This window comes from Fertoeibacter niger (assembly GCF_009380135.2).
Lineage (GTDB): Bacteria > Pseudomonadota > Alphaproteobacteria > Rhodobacterales > Rhodobacteraceae > Fertoeibacter > Fertoeibacter niger.
In genome coordinates, this window is the sequence record NZ_WHUT02000008.1 from 161,905 (window position 1) to 178,479 (window position 16,575).

Below are 16,575 nucleotides of genomic sequence, written 5' to 3' on the forward strand. Positions count from 1 at the left end.
GCCCGATTGCGCCGCAGCCACGGCTGCCCGGCCCGGTTCTCACCCTCAGGCGGTGGGCACTGTGCCGCCGTCGATGACATATTCCGTTCCGGTTATGCTGCCCGCGCGGTCAGACCCAAGGAAGGCGATCAGGTTTGCGATTTCGGCGGGGGTCGAAGGGCGGCCAAGGGGTATGCCGCCCAAGGCTTGCATGATGATCTGCTTGCCGCCCTCGGTGTCGGTGCCCGCTTCTTCTGCCAGGCGTTCGGCCAGCCGGACCGAGGCTTCGGTCTCGATCCAGCCCGGGGCCACGCGCAGCACCCGCACGCCCTTTGGCGCGACCTCCTTTGACAGGCTCTTGCTGTAGACCGACAGCGCGGCCTTGGCGGCGGCGTAGCCCGTGGTCGCTTCGGGCAGGGGCAACAGGCGCTGGATCGAGGTGACATGGATCACTACGCCGCTGCCCTGCGCCACCATGCCCGGCAGCAGGGCACGGTCCAGCCGCACGGCGGGCATCAGGTTCAGGTTCAACTCCGCCTGCCACTCCGCCTCGCCGAGGGCGGCAAAGCCACCGCCCGGCGCGGATGACCCGCCCAGCATGTGAACGATGATATCCACCCCGCCCAGCCGGTCCTGAACGGCACCGGCGACCACCTGGCAGCCCTGAACCGTTGTCAGATCGGCCGCGACGAACATTTCGGCCGGCAGGGTCGCGGTCCGGCTGCGGGCTGTGGTCAGCACCGTTGCCCCCAGTTCACGAAACAGCGCCACCGTGGCGGCACCCGCGCCCTGTGTGCCGCCGGTGATCAGGGTGCGCTTGCCCTGCAAGTTCAGAAACCCGCCCATCAGCCGATCCTCAGATCGCGGATGCGGTCATCCGCAAGCCCGAAGGTGAATGTCAGCACCGCCGGGCTGCCGGGAAACTCGCCGCTGACCCGGGCGCGAACCACCGTCTTTCCGCCGGTTTCGGTCAGGTCCAGCGGCTCGGCGCTGTGGCGATACTTTGCCTTGGCCGCCAGCCACCAGAGGCGGATCGCCTGGGGGCCATTGTGCGTAGCGCCTTCGTCCAGCACCACGGCATCAGGGGCAAAGGCTGCGGCAAGGGCCGCGCCATCCTGTGGGGCTTGGGCGGTGAAATAGGTCTGTATCGGGGCGGGAAGGGTCATGCCATGCTCCTGTCTGGTCTGACGGCAACATAGATCGCGGCACTTGCGGCGATAACCGGTATAGAACGGCATCTGATGATGACAGCATCGGGACAATGACGGAGCCCGGGCTGAAAGCGCCGCAGGTGATGCCAACCATCGCGCGGCCTGGGCCATTTTGCGCGGCGTGCCGGATGTGGCGGATGGTGGCACCGCCCGCATGATCCGCCTGTTGCCTGACTGGCCGCCGCCACGCCCCCGTTTCAGCCCGCATTGTCCTGCCCGTCGCAACCACTCGGCCGGGTTTTCGGCCTTTCATACGCTGTGGCGGCGACTGCCGGACATGACGGGTCAAGGATTGTCGCAGGGTCCGGTCGGCGCATTTTTCCGACGCAGGGTGTCGGCAGATTGCCGCACAACCTCGGCAATCTGGCCAAGCTGGGCGGCCAGCGGGTTGGTCTTGCGCCAGATCATGCCGATGGTGCGCGACGGCTGCGGGCTTTTCAGCCGCGCGATGCAGACCGAGGCAGAGCGTGTTTCCACCGCAACCGCCATTTCAGGGATCAGCGTCACGCCGATCCCCGCTCCGACCATCTGCACCAGCGTTGAAAGTGAGCTGCCATCCAGCAATTCGCGCGGGGCGGTCGATTGCAGGTTGCAGAACGACAGCGCCTGATCCCGGAAGCAATGCCCCTCTTCCAGCAGCAGCAGGCGCATTTCGCGCAGCATGTCGCGGTTGGGCACCGGCTTGCCCGCCTCTTCGGCGGCGCGCACCAGCACGAAATCCTCGGTGAACAGCGCCACTTCGGTCAGCGAGGGTTCCGACAGCGGCAACGCCACGATGGCCGTATCCAGCCGCCCGCCCGCCAGCTCCTGTATCAGCTTGGGCGTGACTGTTTCGCGCACATGGATATCAAGGCTGGGGTTCATCTGCATCAGGTTGCCGATGATCGTCGGCAACAGATAGGGGGCGACCGTGGGGATGACCCCGATGCGCAGGCGGCCCACCAGCCCGGTGCGGGCCGCACGGGCCAGATCCTCCAACTCGTCCACCCCGCGCAGGATGTCGCGGGCGCGCAGGGCGAAATCCTCACCAAAGCTCGTCAGCCGCACCTGGCGCGCGCCACGTTCGAACAGTTCTGTGCCCAGCGTATCCTCCAGTTCCCTGATCTGCATCGACAGGGCGGGCTGCGATATGGCGCAGGTTTCGGCCGCATGCCCGAAATGGCCGTGGCGTGCGAGGGCCTCGAAATAGCGCAGTTGCTTCAGTGTCAGGTTGTTCATAACCAAACCTTATAGCCTTCATCAGAAAATCAAACTTAAACTAATCAGCGGGCTTTGCTAGAGTTACGGCAATGACGTGAAATGCAGGCAGGTTTCGCCTGCAAGGATTCGGGGCCGATGACTGCTAGCCCCCGTTGCCCCGCGTCACCACGCGAACACGGCCTCGCAGCGCGACCCATGCAGCCACGAACGGAGAGAATGATGGACGGAAATGACAACGGGACCGGCGGCAAATGCCCTGTGATGCACGGTGTTGCCAAACAGGCCACCTTTGCCGGGCGCACGAACCGCGACTGGTGGCCCAACCAGCTTAACCTGAAGGTGCTGCACCAGAATTCGCCCCTGTCGAACCCGATGGGCGCGGATTTCAACTATGCCGAAGAATTCGCCAAGCTGGACATCGCCGCGATCACCGCGGATCTGCGCGCGCTGATGACGCAGTCGCAGGAATGGTGGCCCGCCGACTTTGGCCATTACGGCCCGTTTTTCATCCGCATGGCCTGGCATTCTGCGGGCACCTACCGCACGGGTGACGGGCGTGGCGGCGCGTCTTCGGGCACGCAGCGCTTTGCGCCGCTGAACTCCTGGCCCGACAACGTGAACCTCGACAAGGCCCGCCGCCTGATCTGGCCGATCAAGCAGAAATACGGCAACCAGATTTCCTGGGCCGACCTGATGATCCTGACCGGCAACGTTGCGCTGGAATCCATGGGCTTCAAGACCTTCGGCTTTGCTGGTGGCCGCGAAGACGTGTGGGAACCCGAGGAGGATATCTACTGGGGGTCCGAGGATGTGTGGCTGATCGCCAGCAATGACCCGACCAACCTGAACAACCGCTATGCCGACTCGCGCAAGCTGGAAAACCCGCTGGCCGCCGTGCAGATGGGCCTGATCTACGTCAACCCTGAAGGCCCCGATGGCAACCCCGACCCGCTGGCATCCGCCCGCGACATCCGTGAGACTTTTGCCCGGATGGCGATGAATGACGAGGAAACCGTGGCGCTGATTGCCGGGGGCCATACCTTTGGCAAGACCCATGGCGCAGGCGATGCGGCGCTGGTCGGCAAGGAACCCGAGGCAGGCGCGTTGGAACAGCAAGGCTTTGGCTGGGCCAGCAGCTACAAATCGGGCAAGGCGGGTGATGCCATCTCCAGCGGTCTGGAAGTGACATGGACCACCCGGCCGACCCAGTGGACCAATGAGTATTTCGACAACCTGTTCGGTTTTGAATGGGAAATCACCAAAAGCCCCGCCGGTGCCCATCAGTGGACACCCAAGGGCGGTGCCGGTGCGGGCACCGTGCCTGCGGCACATGAGGGTGCGGCGCGTCAGGCCCCGGCCATGCTGACCAGTGACCTCGCGCTGCGGATGGACCCGATCTATGAGCCGATCTCGCGCCGGTTCCATGAAAACCCCGACCAGTTCGCCGATGCCTTTGCCCGCGCGTGGTATAAACTGACCCACCGCGACATGGGGCCACGGTCGCGCTATCTGGGGCCGCTTGTTCCAGCCGAGGAACTGCTGTGGCAGGATCCGGTGCCTGCGGTGGATCACGCGCTGATCGACGCGCAGGATGTGGCGGCGCTGAAAGACACTATCCTGGCCTCTGGCCTGTCGATCCCGCAACTGGTTGGCACGGCCTGGGCCTCGGCCTCGACGTTCCGGGGTTCTGACAAGCGGGGCGGTGCCAACGGCGCGCGCATCCGCCTGGCCCCGCAAAAGGATTGGGAGGTGAACCAGCCGGCCCAACTGGCACAGGTTCTGGCCACGCTGGAAGGCATCCAGACCGCGTTCAATGCTGCCCAGACCGGCGGCAAGAAAGTGTCGCTGGCCGATGTGATCGTGCTGGGCGGCGCTGCTGCGGTGGAACTGGCGGCCAAAAACGCCGGGCATGAGGTGCAGGTGCCTTTCACCCCGGGCCGCACCGATGCCACGCAGGATCAGACGGATGTGGAATCATTCGCGGTGATGGAGCCTGTGGCAGATGGTTTCCGCAACTACCTCAAGACCGAACTGACCGTTCCCGCCGAGGCGATGCTGGTGGACCGGGCGCAGCTGCTGACCCTGACCGCGCCGGAAATGACCGTTCTTGTCGGTGGCCTGCGCGTGTTGAACGCCAATGCCGGGCAGTCGCAGCATGGCGTGTTCACCACCCGGCCCCATGCGCTGACGACCGACTTTTTCGTCAACCTGCTGGACATGGGCACGGTCTGGGCACCCGCCGCCGAGGCGGATGGCGTCTACGAGGGGCGCGACCGCACCAGCGGCGCGCTGCGCTGGACCGGCACGCGGGTTGACCTTGTGTTCGGGTCAAACTCGCAACTGCGCGCATTGGCCGAAGTTTACGCCTGTGCTGGTGCAGAAGCGGGCTTTGTGCGCGATTTCGTGGCGGCCTGGGCCAAGGTGATGGATGCGGATCGGTTCGATCTGGCTTGATGCCTTGCCGCAGGTCTGCCGCGTCTGGCGGCGGAGATAGGGACGGACACACCCGCTGAAACAGGGCGGCGCTTCAAAAGAAGCGCCGCCCTGGCTTTTTGCAGGGGTCCGCATCGGTGCGACATGCCGGTGCCGCTGGTCAATGACGCACCGCGGCATGGCCAAAAGCGCAAAAAAGTATCAGCAAACTGCAAGGGCTGTAGTAGACCACCCCCGAGTCGGGGCGTAGTCTTTGCCCATGTCCAGACGGGTATACCCGCCGGACGGGGGGCGCTGAACAGGCTGAAAGCCTGCATCGGCGCGGGGAGGAGGCGCGGATGAAACCGGATCTTGAGGTCGTCCAGATCGGGCGATCGGAATCGTTCAAGGCGTGGGAACACGGCTATCCGTATCATACGGTGCGCTGGCATTTTCACCCGGAATACGAAATCCACCATGTCGTCGCCACCAGCGGCCACTATTTTGTCGGCGATTTCATCGGGTCGTTCGAGCCGGGCAATCTGGTGCTGACCGGGCCAAACCTGCCCCACAACTGGGTCAGCGACGTGGCCGATGGGGCCGATGTGCCGCTGCGCAGCCGCGTGGTGCAATTTTCCGAGCCGTTCATCGCCGATGCGATGGCCCTGCTGCCCGAACTGGCCGCCTGCGAGCCGCTGCTGGAAACCAGCCGCCGTGGCGCTTGCTTTGGCCCTGCCACAGCCCGCGCCGCAGGGCCGCTGCTGGCCGAACTGGTCACGGCGCAGGGCCTGCGGCGGATCGAGATTTTCATCGGCCTTCTGGGCATCCTTTGCCGCGCCGCCGACATGCGCCCGCTGACCAGCGCCAGCTATCTGCCCGATCCCTCGGGATTCATGTCCACGGGCATCAACGAGGCGCTGGCCTATATCAACGCCAACCTGACCGAACCGTTCAATGAAAAGGATCTGGCGGCGATCGCCGGCCTTAGCCCCAGCACGTTTTCGCGCAGCTTTCGCCGCCATACCGGGCTGGCACTGGTGAAATACGTCAACCGGTTGCGCATCAACCTGGCCTGCCAATTGCTGATGGGGGCCGACCAGATGAAGATCACTGATGTGTGCTTTTCGTCGGGTTTCAACAACATATCCAACTTCAACCGGCAGTTTCAGGTGCAAAAGGGCATGACGCCCTCGCGCTTCCGCGACCTGCTGGCGGAAAACCACAGCACCGCCGAAGCGGCGTAACCCCAAGGGGAAAGGATTTCGGCTGCGGCGCAACGGGCCCATGGTCCGCGCGGCGCGGCGCATACCCGGCCAGACCAGCAGATAGGGCAACGGTGGCGGAGGAGCCTTCACCGGACAGCTTTGCCATGCCTGCCGCTCTGCCACACCACGGCCTGACGGCGGCGGCCCGCGCCGTCTGGCCGCACCACAATCACGCGGTCAACATGGAGGATGATCAATGACTTGCACATCGAAACTGACGGGCGCTGTAGCGCTGATGGCGGGCCTGCTGGGCAGCGCCGCCTTTGCCCAGACCACCGGCACCGTGGCCTTTCTGATGCCCGACCAGGCATCGACCCGCTATGAAGAGCATGACTTTCCCGGCTTTCAGGCCGAAATGACCAGGCTTTGCCCCGATTGCACGGTAATCTACCAAAACGCCAATGCCGATGTGGCGCTGCAACAGCAGCAGTTCAATTCAGTCATCACACAAGGTGCCACGGTCATCGTGCTTGACCCGGTTGACAGCAGCGCCGCCGCCTCGCTGGTCAGCCTGGCGCAGGCGCAGGGCATCAAGGTGATCGCCTATGACCGCCCGATTCCCGGCAAGACCGCCGATTACTATGTGTCGTTTGACAATCAGGGCATCGGCAAGGCCATCGCGCAATCGCTGGTGGACAAGCTGAAGGCTGACGGCGTGCCGGCGGGCGCAGGCGTGTTGCAGATCAACGGCTCGCCCACCGATGCGGCGGCCGGTCTTATCCGCGACGGGATTGACGAGGCGCTGGATGCCTCGGGCTATGTGACGCTGGCCGAGTTTGACACCCCCGACTGGGCCCCGCCAAAAGCGCAGGAATGGGCCTCGGGCCAGATCACCCGGTTCGGGGCTGACATCATCGGCGTCGTGGCGGCGAATGACGGCACCGGCGGCGGCGCGATTGCGGCGTTCAAGGCGGCGGGGGTTGACCCGGTTCCGCCGGTCACGGGCAATGATGCCACGATCGCGGCGCTGCAACTGATCATCGCGGGCGACCAGTACAACACCATTTCCAAACCCTCGGAAATCGTGGCGGCAGCGGCGGCCAACATTGCCGTGCAGTTCCTGAACGGCGAAACCCCGGCTGCGGAAATGACGCTGTATGACACGCCCTCGCAACTCTTCGTGCCCGCCGTGGTCACGCGCGACAACCTGAAGGCGGAAATCATCGACAAGGGCATCAACACCGCCGCTGAACTATGCGTGGATCGCTATGCCGCCGGTTGCGCCGAGCTTGGCATCGAATGACGCATGAACCGCCGTCCGGCTGGCCCTGGCCCGCCGGACGGCACCGGCCACCCCGCATGAAAGGACACAAGACCATGGCGCACAGACCGACCGGACGCACCCCGCGCGGCGAGGTTTTGCTGAGCCTCAGAGGCATATCAAAGAATTTCGGGGCGGTATCGGCGCTGACCGGCATCGACCTTGACGTGCATGCAGGTGAGGTTGTGGCGCTTGTGGGCGACAACGGTGCAGGAAAATCCACGCTGGTCAAGGTGCTGGCCGGGGTGCACCAGCCCACATCGGGCACGATCACCTTTCAGGGCCGCCCCGTGACCATGGCCAGTCCGAGTGCGGCACTGGACCTGGGCATCGCCACGGTGTTTCAGGATCTGGCCCTGTGCGAAAACCTTGACGTGGTGGCCAACATCTTTCTGGGGCAGGAGCTGAACCCGCTCAGGCTGGATGAGGTGGCGATGGAGGTGCGGGCCTGGACGCTGCTGCACGAATTGGCCGCGCGCATTCCATCCGTGCGCGAACCCATTGCATCCCTGTCGGGCGGGCAGCGGCAGACCGTGGCCATCGCACGCTCGCTGCTGATGGATCCGCGCATCATCATGCTGGATGAACCGACCGCCGCGCTGGGTGTGGCCCAGACCGCCGAGGTGCTGAACCTGGTGGAACGGGTGCGCGAAAAGGGGCTGGGCGTGATCATGATCAGTCACAACATGGAAGATGTGCGCGCAGTGGCCGACCGGATCGTGGTGCTGCGGTTGGGGCGCAACAACGGCGTTTTCACCCCCGATGCCAGCAATCAGGAACTGGTGGGTGCCATCACCGGCGCCACCGACAATGCCGTATCCCGGCGCGAGGGCCGCATTCAGGCCGGACGCGCGCAGGCGGAGGATGCACTGTGACCGAACCGAAAATTCAACTGGACCGTGGCGACAGCCGCGTCACCCATGCCACCGGTCTTGGCGGCACCATCCGCGCCTTTTTCAACCGGGTAAAGGCGGGCGATCTGGGGTCATTGCCCGTGGTGGTGGGGCTGGCGATCATCTGGTCGGTGTTCACCGCGCTGAACCCGATTTTCCTGTCGCCCAACAACCTGGTGAACCTGCTGTTTGACTGCTCCACCGTGGGCATCATCGCATTGGGCATCGTCTGCGTGCTGATGCTGGGCGAGATTGACCTGAGCGTGGGCTCGATGAGCGGGGTTGGTTCTGCCATGGTGGGTGTGCTGTGGGTGGGGCAGGGCGTGCCTTTGCCCGTGGCCATCGGCGTGGCGCTGGGGCTGGGTGCGCTGATCGGTGCGGCCTATGCCACGTTGCGCAACCGTCTGGGCATGCCGAGTTTCGTCTCTACCCTGTCGGGCTTGTTGGCGCTGCTGGGATTGCAGCTTTACATGCTGGGTTCGACGGGTTCCATCAACCTGCCCTACGGGTCGGGGTTCGTGAATTTCGGCCAGTTGCTGATGATGCCCGCCTGGTTGTCCTATGCGCTGGCGCTGGTGCCGGGGGTCGTGATGGTGGCAAGCGGCCTGCGCACAAATGCGCGGCGGCGGGCGGCCAATCTGTCGGCAGGATCATCGGGCGGGCTGCTGCTGAAAGCCGCGATCACCACGGCGGTGCTGGTGGCGGTGGTTGCCTATCTGAACCTTGGGCGCGGGTTGCCCTGGATGTTCGGGCTGTTCGTGGGTCTGGTGGTGGTGATGGACTACGCGCTGACCCGCACGCAATGGGGCCGGTCAATGAAGGCCGTTGGCGGCAATGCCGAGGCGGCACGCCGCGCGGGCATCAATGTGCGGCGCATCTACATCAGCGCGTTCATGCTGTGTTCGATGTTCGCAGCACTGGGTGGGGTGATGTCATCGGCGCGTCTGGCCAGCGCCAGCCAGCAGGCGGGCACGGGCGACGTGAACCTGAATGCCATCGCGGCGGCGGTAATCGGCGGCACCAGCCTGTTCGGCGGGCGGGGCAGCGCCTGGGCGGCGCTTTTGGGGATCATCGTGATCCAGTCGATTGCCAACGGGCTGACGCTGCTGAACCTGTCGTCGTCCCTGCGCTACATGATCACCGGCGGCGTGCTGGCCATTGCCGTGATCGTTGACAGTCTGGCCCGGCAAAGCCGCCAGTCCCATGGCCGCGCGTGAAAGGGTGTCGAAGATGTCGGATGAACTGACAGGCAAGGTGGCGGCCATCACGGGTGCCGCCTCGGGGATCGGCCTTGAATGCGCGCGCCGGATGCTGGGCGCGGGGGCCACGGTGGTGCTGATTGACCGCGCCGCCGACCGGCTTGCCCGGCTGTGCGAGGGGCTGGGGCCAAGGGCGCTGCCGCTGGTGGTCGATCTGGCCGACCCTGCCAGCGTTGCGCGCATGCTGCCCGGCATTCTGGACAGGGCGGGGGGCCTTGATATATTCCATGCCAATGCCGGTTCCTATGTGGGCGGCGCAGTGCTGGAGGGTGATCCCGATGCCTGGGACCGGATGCTGAACCTCAACATCAACGCGGTGTTCCGGTCGGTCCATGCCGTGCTGCCGCATATGGCGGCGCAGAAATCGGGTGATGTGATGGTCACAAGCTCCATCGCCGGGATCGTGCCGGTGGTGTGGGAGCCGATTTATACCGCGTCGAAATTCGCGGTGCAGGCTTTCGTGCACACCGTGCGGCGGCAGGTGGCCCCGCATGGCATCCGCGTGATGGCGGTGGCCCCCGGTCCGGTGGTGACGGCGCTGCTGGATGACTGGCCCAAGGCAAAAATGGACGAGGCGCTGGCCAATGGCAGCCTGATGCAGCCGGGCGAGGTGGCCGATGCGGTGCTGTTCATGCTGACGCGTTCGCGCAACGTGACGATCCGCGATCTGGTGATCCTGCCTGCCAGTGTGGATCTGTGATGCCGGGGCGGTATCTGATCGGCGTCGATGTGGGCACCGGCAGCGCGCGGGCGGGCGTGTTCGATGGCGCGGGCCGGATGCTGGCCTCGGCCAAGGCCGATGTCACCATCTGGCACGGGCCGGGGGCGATGGTGGAACAATCCTCGGCCCAGATCTGGGATGCGGTCTGCCAGTCGGTGCGGGCAGCGGTGGCGCATGCGGGCATTGACCCGGCGGCGGTGGCGGGTATCGGGTTTGATGCCACATGCTCGCTGGTCGTGCTGGGGCCGGGGGGCACACCCCTGCCGGTTGGCCCGTCAGAAGATCCGGCGCGTGACATCATTGTCTGGATGGATCACCGCGCCACCGATCAGGCCGCGCGGATCAACGCCACCGGGCATGCGGTGCTGACCTATGTGGGCGGTGTGATCTCGCCCGAGATGGAGACGCCGAAACTGCTGTGGCTGCGCGAGAACCGCCCGCAGGTGTTTGACGCCGCATGGCAATTCTTCGATCTGGCGGATTACCTGACGTGGCGGGCCAGTGGCTCGCTTGCGCGGTCGGTTTGCACCCTCACTTGCAAATGGACCTATCTGGCGCATGAATCGCGCTGGGATGCGGGTTACTTCCATGCCATCGGGCTGGGCGTACTGGCGGATGAGCGCTTTGCCCGCATCGGCTGCGAAGTGGTGAACCCCGGCACCGCGCTGGGGGCCGGGCTTACGGCTGGGGCTGCTGGCGATCTGGGCCTTGCCCCGGGCACGCCGGTGGCGGCGGGGATGATTGATGCCCATGCCGGGGGCATCGGCACGGTGGGGGCCACGGGCGCGGATGCCACGGAAAACATGGGCTATGTGTTCGGCACATCCTCCTGCACCATGACGACCACGGCGGATCCGGTGTTTGTGCCCGGGGTGTGGGGGCCGTATTTCGCAGCCATGCTGCCGGGGGCCTGGCTGAACGAGGGCGGGCAATCGGCGGCGGGGGCGGCGATCGACCAGCTTTTGGCGCTGCACCCGGCCACTCCTGCGGCCCGGGTTGACGCTGCGGCGGCGGGCCAGCCGCTGCCGGTGTGGCTGGCGGATCAGGTGGTGGCGCGTGTGACGGGTCTGTCGGATGCCGCAGCACTGGCCGGTGGCCTGCATGTGGTGCCGGAATTTCTGGGCAACCGCGCGCCTTTTGCCGATTCGCATGCCCGCGCCATCATTGCCGGGTTGGGCATGGACAGCGACCGTGACAGCCTGATCCGGCTTTACATCGCGGGGCTGTGTGGCATCGGCTATGGCCTGCGCCAGATCATCGCCACGCAGGCGGCGCATGGCGCGCCGGTGAAACGCATCATGATCAGTGGCGGGGCAGGGCAGCACGATCTGGTGCGCCAGATCCTTGCCGACGCCACGGGGTTGCCGGTGGTGGCCACGGCGGCGGCCGAACCTGTGCTGCTGGGGTCGGCCATGCTGGGGGCGGTGGCGGGCGGGCTGTTCCCTGCGCTGGCGGGGGCGATGGCCGCAATGTCGGCCCCGGAGCGCAGCTTTGCGCCCGCAGGCGGTGCCATTGCCCAACGCCATGCCAGCCGCTTTGCCGCGTTTGAGCAGCTTCAGCAGGTTGCGCGCAGCATCCGCAGCGAAGGCTGAGCCCGCCTGAAGGTCTGGCCCCTTGCGGCGGTCAGGTGTTCAGATGCGGCCAGATCCGCGTGGCATCGGTCAACTGGCCCCCCGTCGCCATCACCTCGCGTGGGGTGGGGTGGCTGATGAAGTGCAGCGGGCTGGCGGTGGGGCCATAGGCGCCGCTGGCATGCACGGCAATCAGATCGCCCTCGGCCAGCGGGGGCAGCGTGACGCCCGAGGCCAGCTTGTCGATGGATGTGCAAAGCGGGCCGGAAATATCAACCTTTTCCGCGCCCTCGCCGCCACCCACGCGGTGCATCACATAATTGCGCCGCAGCACCATGCCGAAATGTCCCGACGCCGCCAGATGCGCGTTCATGCCCCCGTCACAGATCGCAATCCTGCTGCCGCGCGAGGATTTGACCGATACCACCCGCGTCACGAAATACCCCGCCTCGCCCACCAGATAGCGGCCCAGTTCCAGGATCAGGCGGGCATCCGCAAAGCGCGGCTCGGCGCGGAACGCATCCAGGGCGGGGCCGATGCCGGCTGCCACGGCGGGCAGGTCAAGCCCCGCATCCCCCGCGTGATAGGGAATGCCAAGGCCCGAACCGAACACCAGTTTCTGCGGGACCAGATCATGCGCGGTGCAGATGTCACGGAACACATCCATGAAAATCTGCCAGTTTTCGCAGATTGCCTCGGGTTTCAGGCATTGCGTGCCGGAATAGATATGCAGCCCGATGACGCGCAGGTGGGGCAGGCCCAAAATGGCGGGAATTTCCTCTCCCGCCGTCTCGACATCAATGCCGAACGGGCTGGGACGCCCCGCCATATGGTCGCCGAACCCCTTTGGCACCCGGGCAGGGGCAAGGCGGATCAGCACATCCTGCACCACGCCGCGTTCGCCCGCGATGCGGCTGGCCGCTTTGGCCTCACGCACATTCTCGATCACCAGCTCGCCGATGCCGCCGCCGATTGCCGCCTCAAGCTCGGCATCCTGCTTGGCGGGGCCGGTGAAACTGGCGCGGGCCGGGGCCCAGCCAGCGGCGCAGGCCAGTTGAAACTCGCCGCCTGATGACACGTCGATCAGTTCGACACGCGGTTCAAGCCAGGTGAGGAGCGCGGGGTTGGGGTTGCATTTCATCGCATAAGACAGCGCGAACCAGCGCCCGAACGTGGCGCGCAGCAGCGCCAGCCGCTCTTCCACCGCGTCGGTGAAATAGACATAGGCGGGCGTGCCGAACCGCGCGGCAGCCTCGGCCAGCAGCCGGTCGGTGGCGTCAGGCATTGGCAAGGGCATAATCCGCGATGCGGCCCACGGTATCGAAGTTTTCCAGCGTCACATCGGCGGGGCGCACGTCGATCTTGGCCTGTTCCTCGACAAAGGCGATGATGCTCATCATCGCTACCGAATCCAGCAGGCCGGTGGAAAACAGTTCGGTGTCGGCATCGACTGGCGCGTCGATATTCAGGCTGTCGGTCAGAAAGGCGATAAGGGCGGCGGTTGTCAAAAGCATCATGTGTCTTTCGGGTTCGGGGTCAGGAAAGGCCGGCCTTGCAGGCGGCGATGATGGCGGGGCGGTCCAGCTTGCCGCTGGCGGTTCGGGGCATGGCACCGGGCCAAGAATGCAGGCGGCGCGGCACCATGTAATGCGCCATGGTCTTGCGGCAGTGCGTCATGAGTGCAGCCTCGGTCGCGCCGGGCAAGAGGAAGGCCGCCACATGCACCACCTGGCCATGTTCCTCATCCTCCACCGCGAAAGCCACCACGTCACCGGCCAGCCCGCTTTGTGATACCAGATCCTCCACCTCGGTGGGCGACAGGCGAAAGCCCAGTGTCTTGATCATGTCATCCATCCGGCCGATGAACCAATAGTCGCCCTCGTCATCCACCCGCACCAGATCGCCGGACCAGACCACGGGCGTATCGCCGATCAAGTGCGCAAGTTCGGGGCAGGGCCGGATTTTCTGCGCCGTCAGGTCCGGCCGTTCCCAATAGCCCAGACTGACCAGCGGCCCGGCATGCACCAGTTCGCCCTGTTCGCCCGGCCCGGCAATGCCGATGCCGTGCTTGATGACGAACACCTGCGCCCGGGGTATCCCCTGCCCGATGGAGCCCATCTTGCGGGCAAACCGCGCGGGCGGCAGATAGGTGGACCGGAACGCCTCGGTCAGGCCATACATCAGATAGATATCCACCCCCGGAAACACATCGGGCATGCTTTGCAGGATGTCGGGCGGTATCTTGCCCCCGGTGTTGGTGATGCGGCGCAGCGCGGGCAGCTCCATCGGCGCATCGCGCAACAGGCGCACGATCTGGTTCCACAGGGGCGGCACCCCGGCCAGTCCGGTCACGGCCTGATCTCGCGCCATGCGCATCACCTCGGACGCCAGCGAAACCGGCTGATGCACCACGGTGCCGCCGGTCAGCATCATCGTGGTCAGCTGGTTCAGCCCCGCATCGAAACTGTAGGGCAGGACAGACAGCAGGCGGTCATCGGCCCCCAGCCCCAGATATTCTGCCACCGCCGCAGCACCATTGCGGATGTTGCTGTGGCTCAGCATCACGCCCTTGGGCAGGCCGGTGGAGCCCGAGGTGTAGATGATCATCGCCAGCGCCTGCGTATCGGGCACAGCCTCGGGCACGGTTGCGGCGGGCAGCTCATCCCACAGACCGGCACCCGGCGGCACGGTGCCCGCGCCCCGCACCAGCAGATGCGCCAGCGTGGCAGGCAGATCGGCCCCGGCCAGCGCGCCCAGCACATTGCGCCCCAGAATTGCCGCACTGGCCCGGCAGTCGGTGGCCACATAGGCCAGTTGCGCCATGGTCCATTGCAGGTTGACGTTCACCGCCACCGCGCCGATCTGCCAGATGGCGAACATGGCCGCCACCTCGTCGATCCCCTTGCGCAGATGCACGATCACGCGGTCGCCGGGTTGCACACCGCGCGCCAGCAGCCAGCCTGCCACGCGGCCTGCCTCGGCAGCCAGTTCGGCATAGGTCACGCTGCGGGCGGCATCCACCAGCGCGGTCTTGTCCGCGTGTTCGGCCAGATTGTCGGCCAGCAGGCGATAGACGGTTGCGCCGTTCATGCCCCGGCCCCCGGCCCTGCGGGTTTCTTGGCAAAGATCGGCAGGCGCGGATAGATTTTGGCGGGCGATCCGATCACGATGGAATCCGACGGCACATTGGTGCTGACAGCGGTATTGGCCCCGATGCGCACCCGGTCGCCGATGCGGATGCGGCCCAGCACGGTGGAATTTACGCCGATGAACACATCGTCGCCGATGATGGGCGCGCCCGGCCCCATGTTGGTTCCGATGGTCACATTGTGCATCACGCCGCAGCGGTCGCCGATCACCACATCGGGGTGGATCGACAGCGACCCTTCGGCATGGATGATGTGAAAATCGCTGCCGATCGTCACCTGTGGCGGAATCCATACTTTCGTGACGTTCAGGATCAACAGTTTCAGCAGGCCGTAAACCTTGTTTGCCAGCCAGCGCGACACAGCGTAGCGCCGCGACAACCCCCACCGGCCAAAACGGTAGATGGCGAGCGACACGAAAGCAGGCTCGGTCAGGGACCGGCCATGGCGTATGTAGTCTTCGCGCAATGCCTGCAACACCCGGCGGCTCCGTTCCTGCGGTTTCACGGCCCAAGACGGGCCGGATCGGCCAGTCATAGTGGCCGTGGACCAAACTGATCCATAATCGTGACTTTCGCGCGGCGGCACGCTGGCAGGTTCGTGCCACAGCGCGCATTCAGCGCAAAAGCTCCAGCGTGCGGGCGACATCACCCCAATCGGCGCGGAAATTCCGCGCGTTGCCCTCGGCCACGACAAGGGCAAAGCTCTGGTCCAGCCGGTCTGTCATCAGCTTCATCGCAGCCGTGACACGGTCGGGCGGCTGGATGGTGAATAGGGTTGATCCGGGGGGCGAAACGGCCATGCCATGCACCAGCTGGCTACCCTCGACCCCGGCGATGACGCGCGCATTGCCGCAGGCGTCCATCAATTCGTCCACCGTCTTTTGCGTGGCGTCGATGATTGTGAAACCATGGTCGGCCTGCAACCGGCCGGCGATCTCATCCTCGTTCTCCAGCAGACGCTGGTCGCCGGTGCGCCCGCGCAGCAAAAACACGCCGGGCACCGGGGCCGGGTTGCGCCCCGCCAGCAGCATGTCGCGCATCGCGGCGGCGCGCGCCTGTTTGCCGGTATTCTGCGGCATGTCGTCGAACAGGATCAATTCGCGGAAATGCGCATCGGTGATGCGGCGGGGCGCCATGCCCAGCAGTTCTTCATAGCGCGGCACATGGCCCTTTCCCGGCGGGGCGGTGGTCACGGGGTTGCCTGCGGCGGCGGCCAGCGGATAGGTGATGCCATTGTCCACCAGCCAGTTGCCGAACCAGCGGTTGCCCACCCAGGTTTCATACAGCGCGCCCGACAGTTCGACCTCGGGGCGGCGGAAGGCAAGGCTGCGGCGCTGCTGCCGCAGATGCCGCTCGGCCCCGTTCGCATAGATCACGCCATCCACAAGATCGGCATCGCGCAGCAGATAACCCATGGTGGGCGGCACCTGCACGTCATGGTCGGCCCGCAGCGCATGGATCGTCTCGGGCAGCGTGGCAAACTCAGTGCCCCGGATCCGGTCATAATGCGCGGGCAGCACAAAGGCGGGCGGAAAGCGGCGGGTTTCTCGCGGGGTTATTTCCCACCGGTCAACGGCTGCGGTGATCACATCAGGCGGCGTTTGCCCGGCCAGCCGCAGCAACCAGTTGATAGTGGGTCGGAATGACAACACGCA

Annotated in this window: 15 protein-coding genes; 7 read left to right on the forward strand and 8 right to left on the reverse strand. The window is 65.5% G+C overall.

Annotated features, from left to right (window positions below; translation table 11 throughout):
- Window positions 1-45: 45 nt before the first annotated feature.
- From GEU84_RS14330 to GEU84_RS14340, 3 genes are all read right to left on the reverse strand, one after another.
- Window positions 46-825, reverse strand: coding sequence for an SDR family oxidoreductase (locus tag GEU84_RS14330; RefSeq protein WP_152827257.1), 780 nt, complete (start codon window positions 823-825; stop codon window positions 46-48).
- Window positions 825-1,145, reverse strand: a complete 321-nt coding sequence (locus GEU84_RS14335; RefSeq protein WP_152827259.1) for a nuclear transport factor 2 family protein — start codon at window positions 1,143-1,145, stop codon at window positions 825-827. Before GEU84_RS14335 ends, GEU84_RS14330 begins: the two co-directional genes overlap by 1 nt.
- A gap of 330 nt (window positions 1,146-1,475) precedes the next feature.
- Window positions 1,476-2,408 carry a LysR substrate-binding domain-containing protein gene (locus GEU84_RS14340; protein WP_152827261.1) on the reverse strand — a complete coding sequence of 311 codons (933 nt, stop codon included), beginning with the start codon at window positions 2,406-2,408 and terminating at the stop codon, window positions 1,476-1,478.
- A gap of 201 nt (window positions 2,409-2,609) precedes the next feature.
- Here GEU84_RS14340 and katG point away from each other — a divergent pair, with 201 nt between their 5' ends.
- The 7 genes from katG (at window position 2,610) to GEU84_RS14375 (ending at window position 11,793) form a co-directional block, all read left to right on the forward strand.
- On the forward strand, window positions 2,610-4,844 hold the full coding sequence (katG, locus tag GEU84_RS14345; protein ID WP_152827263.1) for a catalase/peroxidase HPI: 2,235 nt from the start codon (window positions 2,610-2,612) through the stop codon (window positions 4,842-4,844).
- Between the two features lie 317 nt (window positions 4,845-5,161).
- Window positions 5,162-6,046, forward strand: a complete 885-nt coding sequence (locus GEU84_RS14350; protein WP_152827265.1) for an AraC family transcriptional regulator — start codon at window positions 5,162-5,164, stop codon at window positions 6,044-6,046.
- Window positions 6,047-6,263: 217 nt separating this feature from the next.
- Entirely contained in the window at window positions 6,264-7,310 is a 1,047-nt protein-coding gene (locus tag GEU84_RS14355) for an ABC transporter substrate-binding protein (protein ID WP_152827267.1), read from the forward strand.
- A gap of 74 nt (window positions 7,311-7,384) precedes the next feature.
- Complete coding sequence (locus GEU84_RS14360; RefSeq protein ID WP_152827269.1) at window positions 7,385-8,203, forward strand: ATP-binding cassette domain-containing protein; 819 nt, start codon at window positions 7,385-7,387, stop codon at window positions 8,201-8,203.
- Window positions 8,200-9,438, forward strand: coding sequence for an ABC transporter permease subunit (locus GEU84_RS14365; protein ID WP_174539885.1), 1,239 nt, complete (start codon window positions 8,200-8,202; stop codon window positions 9,436-9,438). Before GEU84_RS14360 ends, GEU84_RS14365 begins: the two co-directional genes overlap by 4 nt.
- A 13-nt stretch (window positions 9,439-9,451) precedes the next feature.
- On the forward strand, window positions 9,452-10,180 hold the full coding sequence (locus GEU84_RS14370; protein WP_152827464.1) for an SDR family oxidoreductase: 729 nt from the start codon (window positions 9,452-9,454) through the stop codon (window positions 10,178-10,180).
- Complete coding sequence (locus GEU84_RS14375; protein ID WP_152827271.1) at window positions 10,180-11,793, forward strand: FGGY-family carbohydrate kinase; 1,614 nt, start codon at window positions 10,180-10,182, stop codon at window positions 11,791-11,793. Before GEU84_RS14370 ends, GEU84_RS14375 begins: the two co-directional genes overlap by 1 nt.
- A 31-nt stretch (window positions 11,794-11,824) precedes the next feature.
- Here GEU84_RS14375 and GEU84_RS14380 read toward each other — a convergent pair whose 3' ends face one another.
- From GEU84_RS14380 to GEU84_RS14400, 5 genes are all read right to left on the reverse strand, one after another.
- Window positions 11,825-13,057 carry a type III PLP-dependent enzyme gene (locus GEU84_RS14380; protein ID WP_241427700.1) on the reverse strand — a complete coding sequence of 411 codons (1,233 nt, stop codon included), beginning with the start codon at window positions 13,055-13,057 and terminating at the stop codon, window positions 11,825-11,827.
- Entirely contained in the window at window positions 13,050-13,289 is a 240-nt protein-coding gene (locus GEU84_RS14385; protein ID WP_241427701.1) for an acyl carrier protein, read from the reverse strand. Before GEU84_RS14385 ends, GEU84_RS14380 begins: the two co-directional genes overlap by 8 nt.
- A 19-nt stretch (window positions 13,290-13,308) precedes the next feature.
- Window positions 13,309-14,862, reverse strand: coding sequence for an AMP-binding protein (locus GEU84_RS14390; protein ID WP_152827276.1), 1,554 nt, complete (start codon window positions 14,860-14,862; stop codon window positions 13,309-13,311).
- Window positions 14,859-15,455 (reverse strand): serine acetyltransferase, encoded by a 597-nt coding sequence (locus GEU84_RS14395; RefSeq protein WP_152827278.1) that lies wholly within the window; start codon window positions 15,453-15,455, stop codon window positions 14,859-14,861. The genes GEU84_RS14390 and GEU84_RS14395 overlap by 4 nt, the downstream gene beginning before the upstream one ends.
- A gap of 79 nt (window positions 15,456-15,534) precedes the next feature.
- Entirely contained in the window at window positions 15,535-16,572 is a 1,038-nt protein-coding gene (locus GEU84_RS14400) for a glycosyltransferase 61 family protein (RefSeq protein WP_174539886.1), read from the reverse strand.
- Window positions 16,573-16,575: the final 3 nt, after the last annotated feature.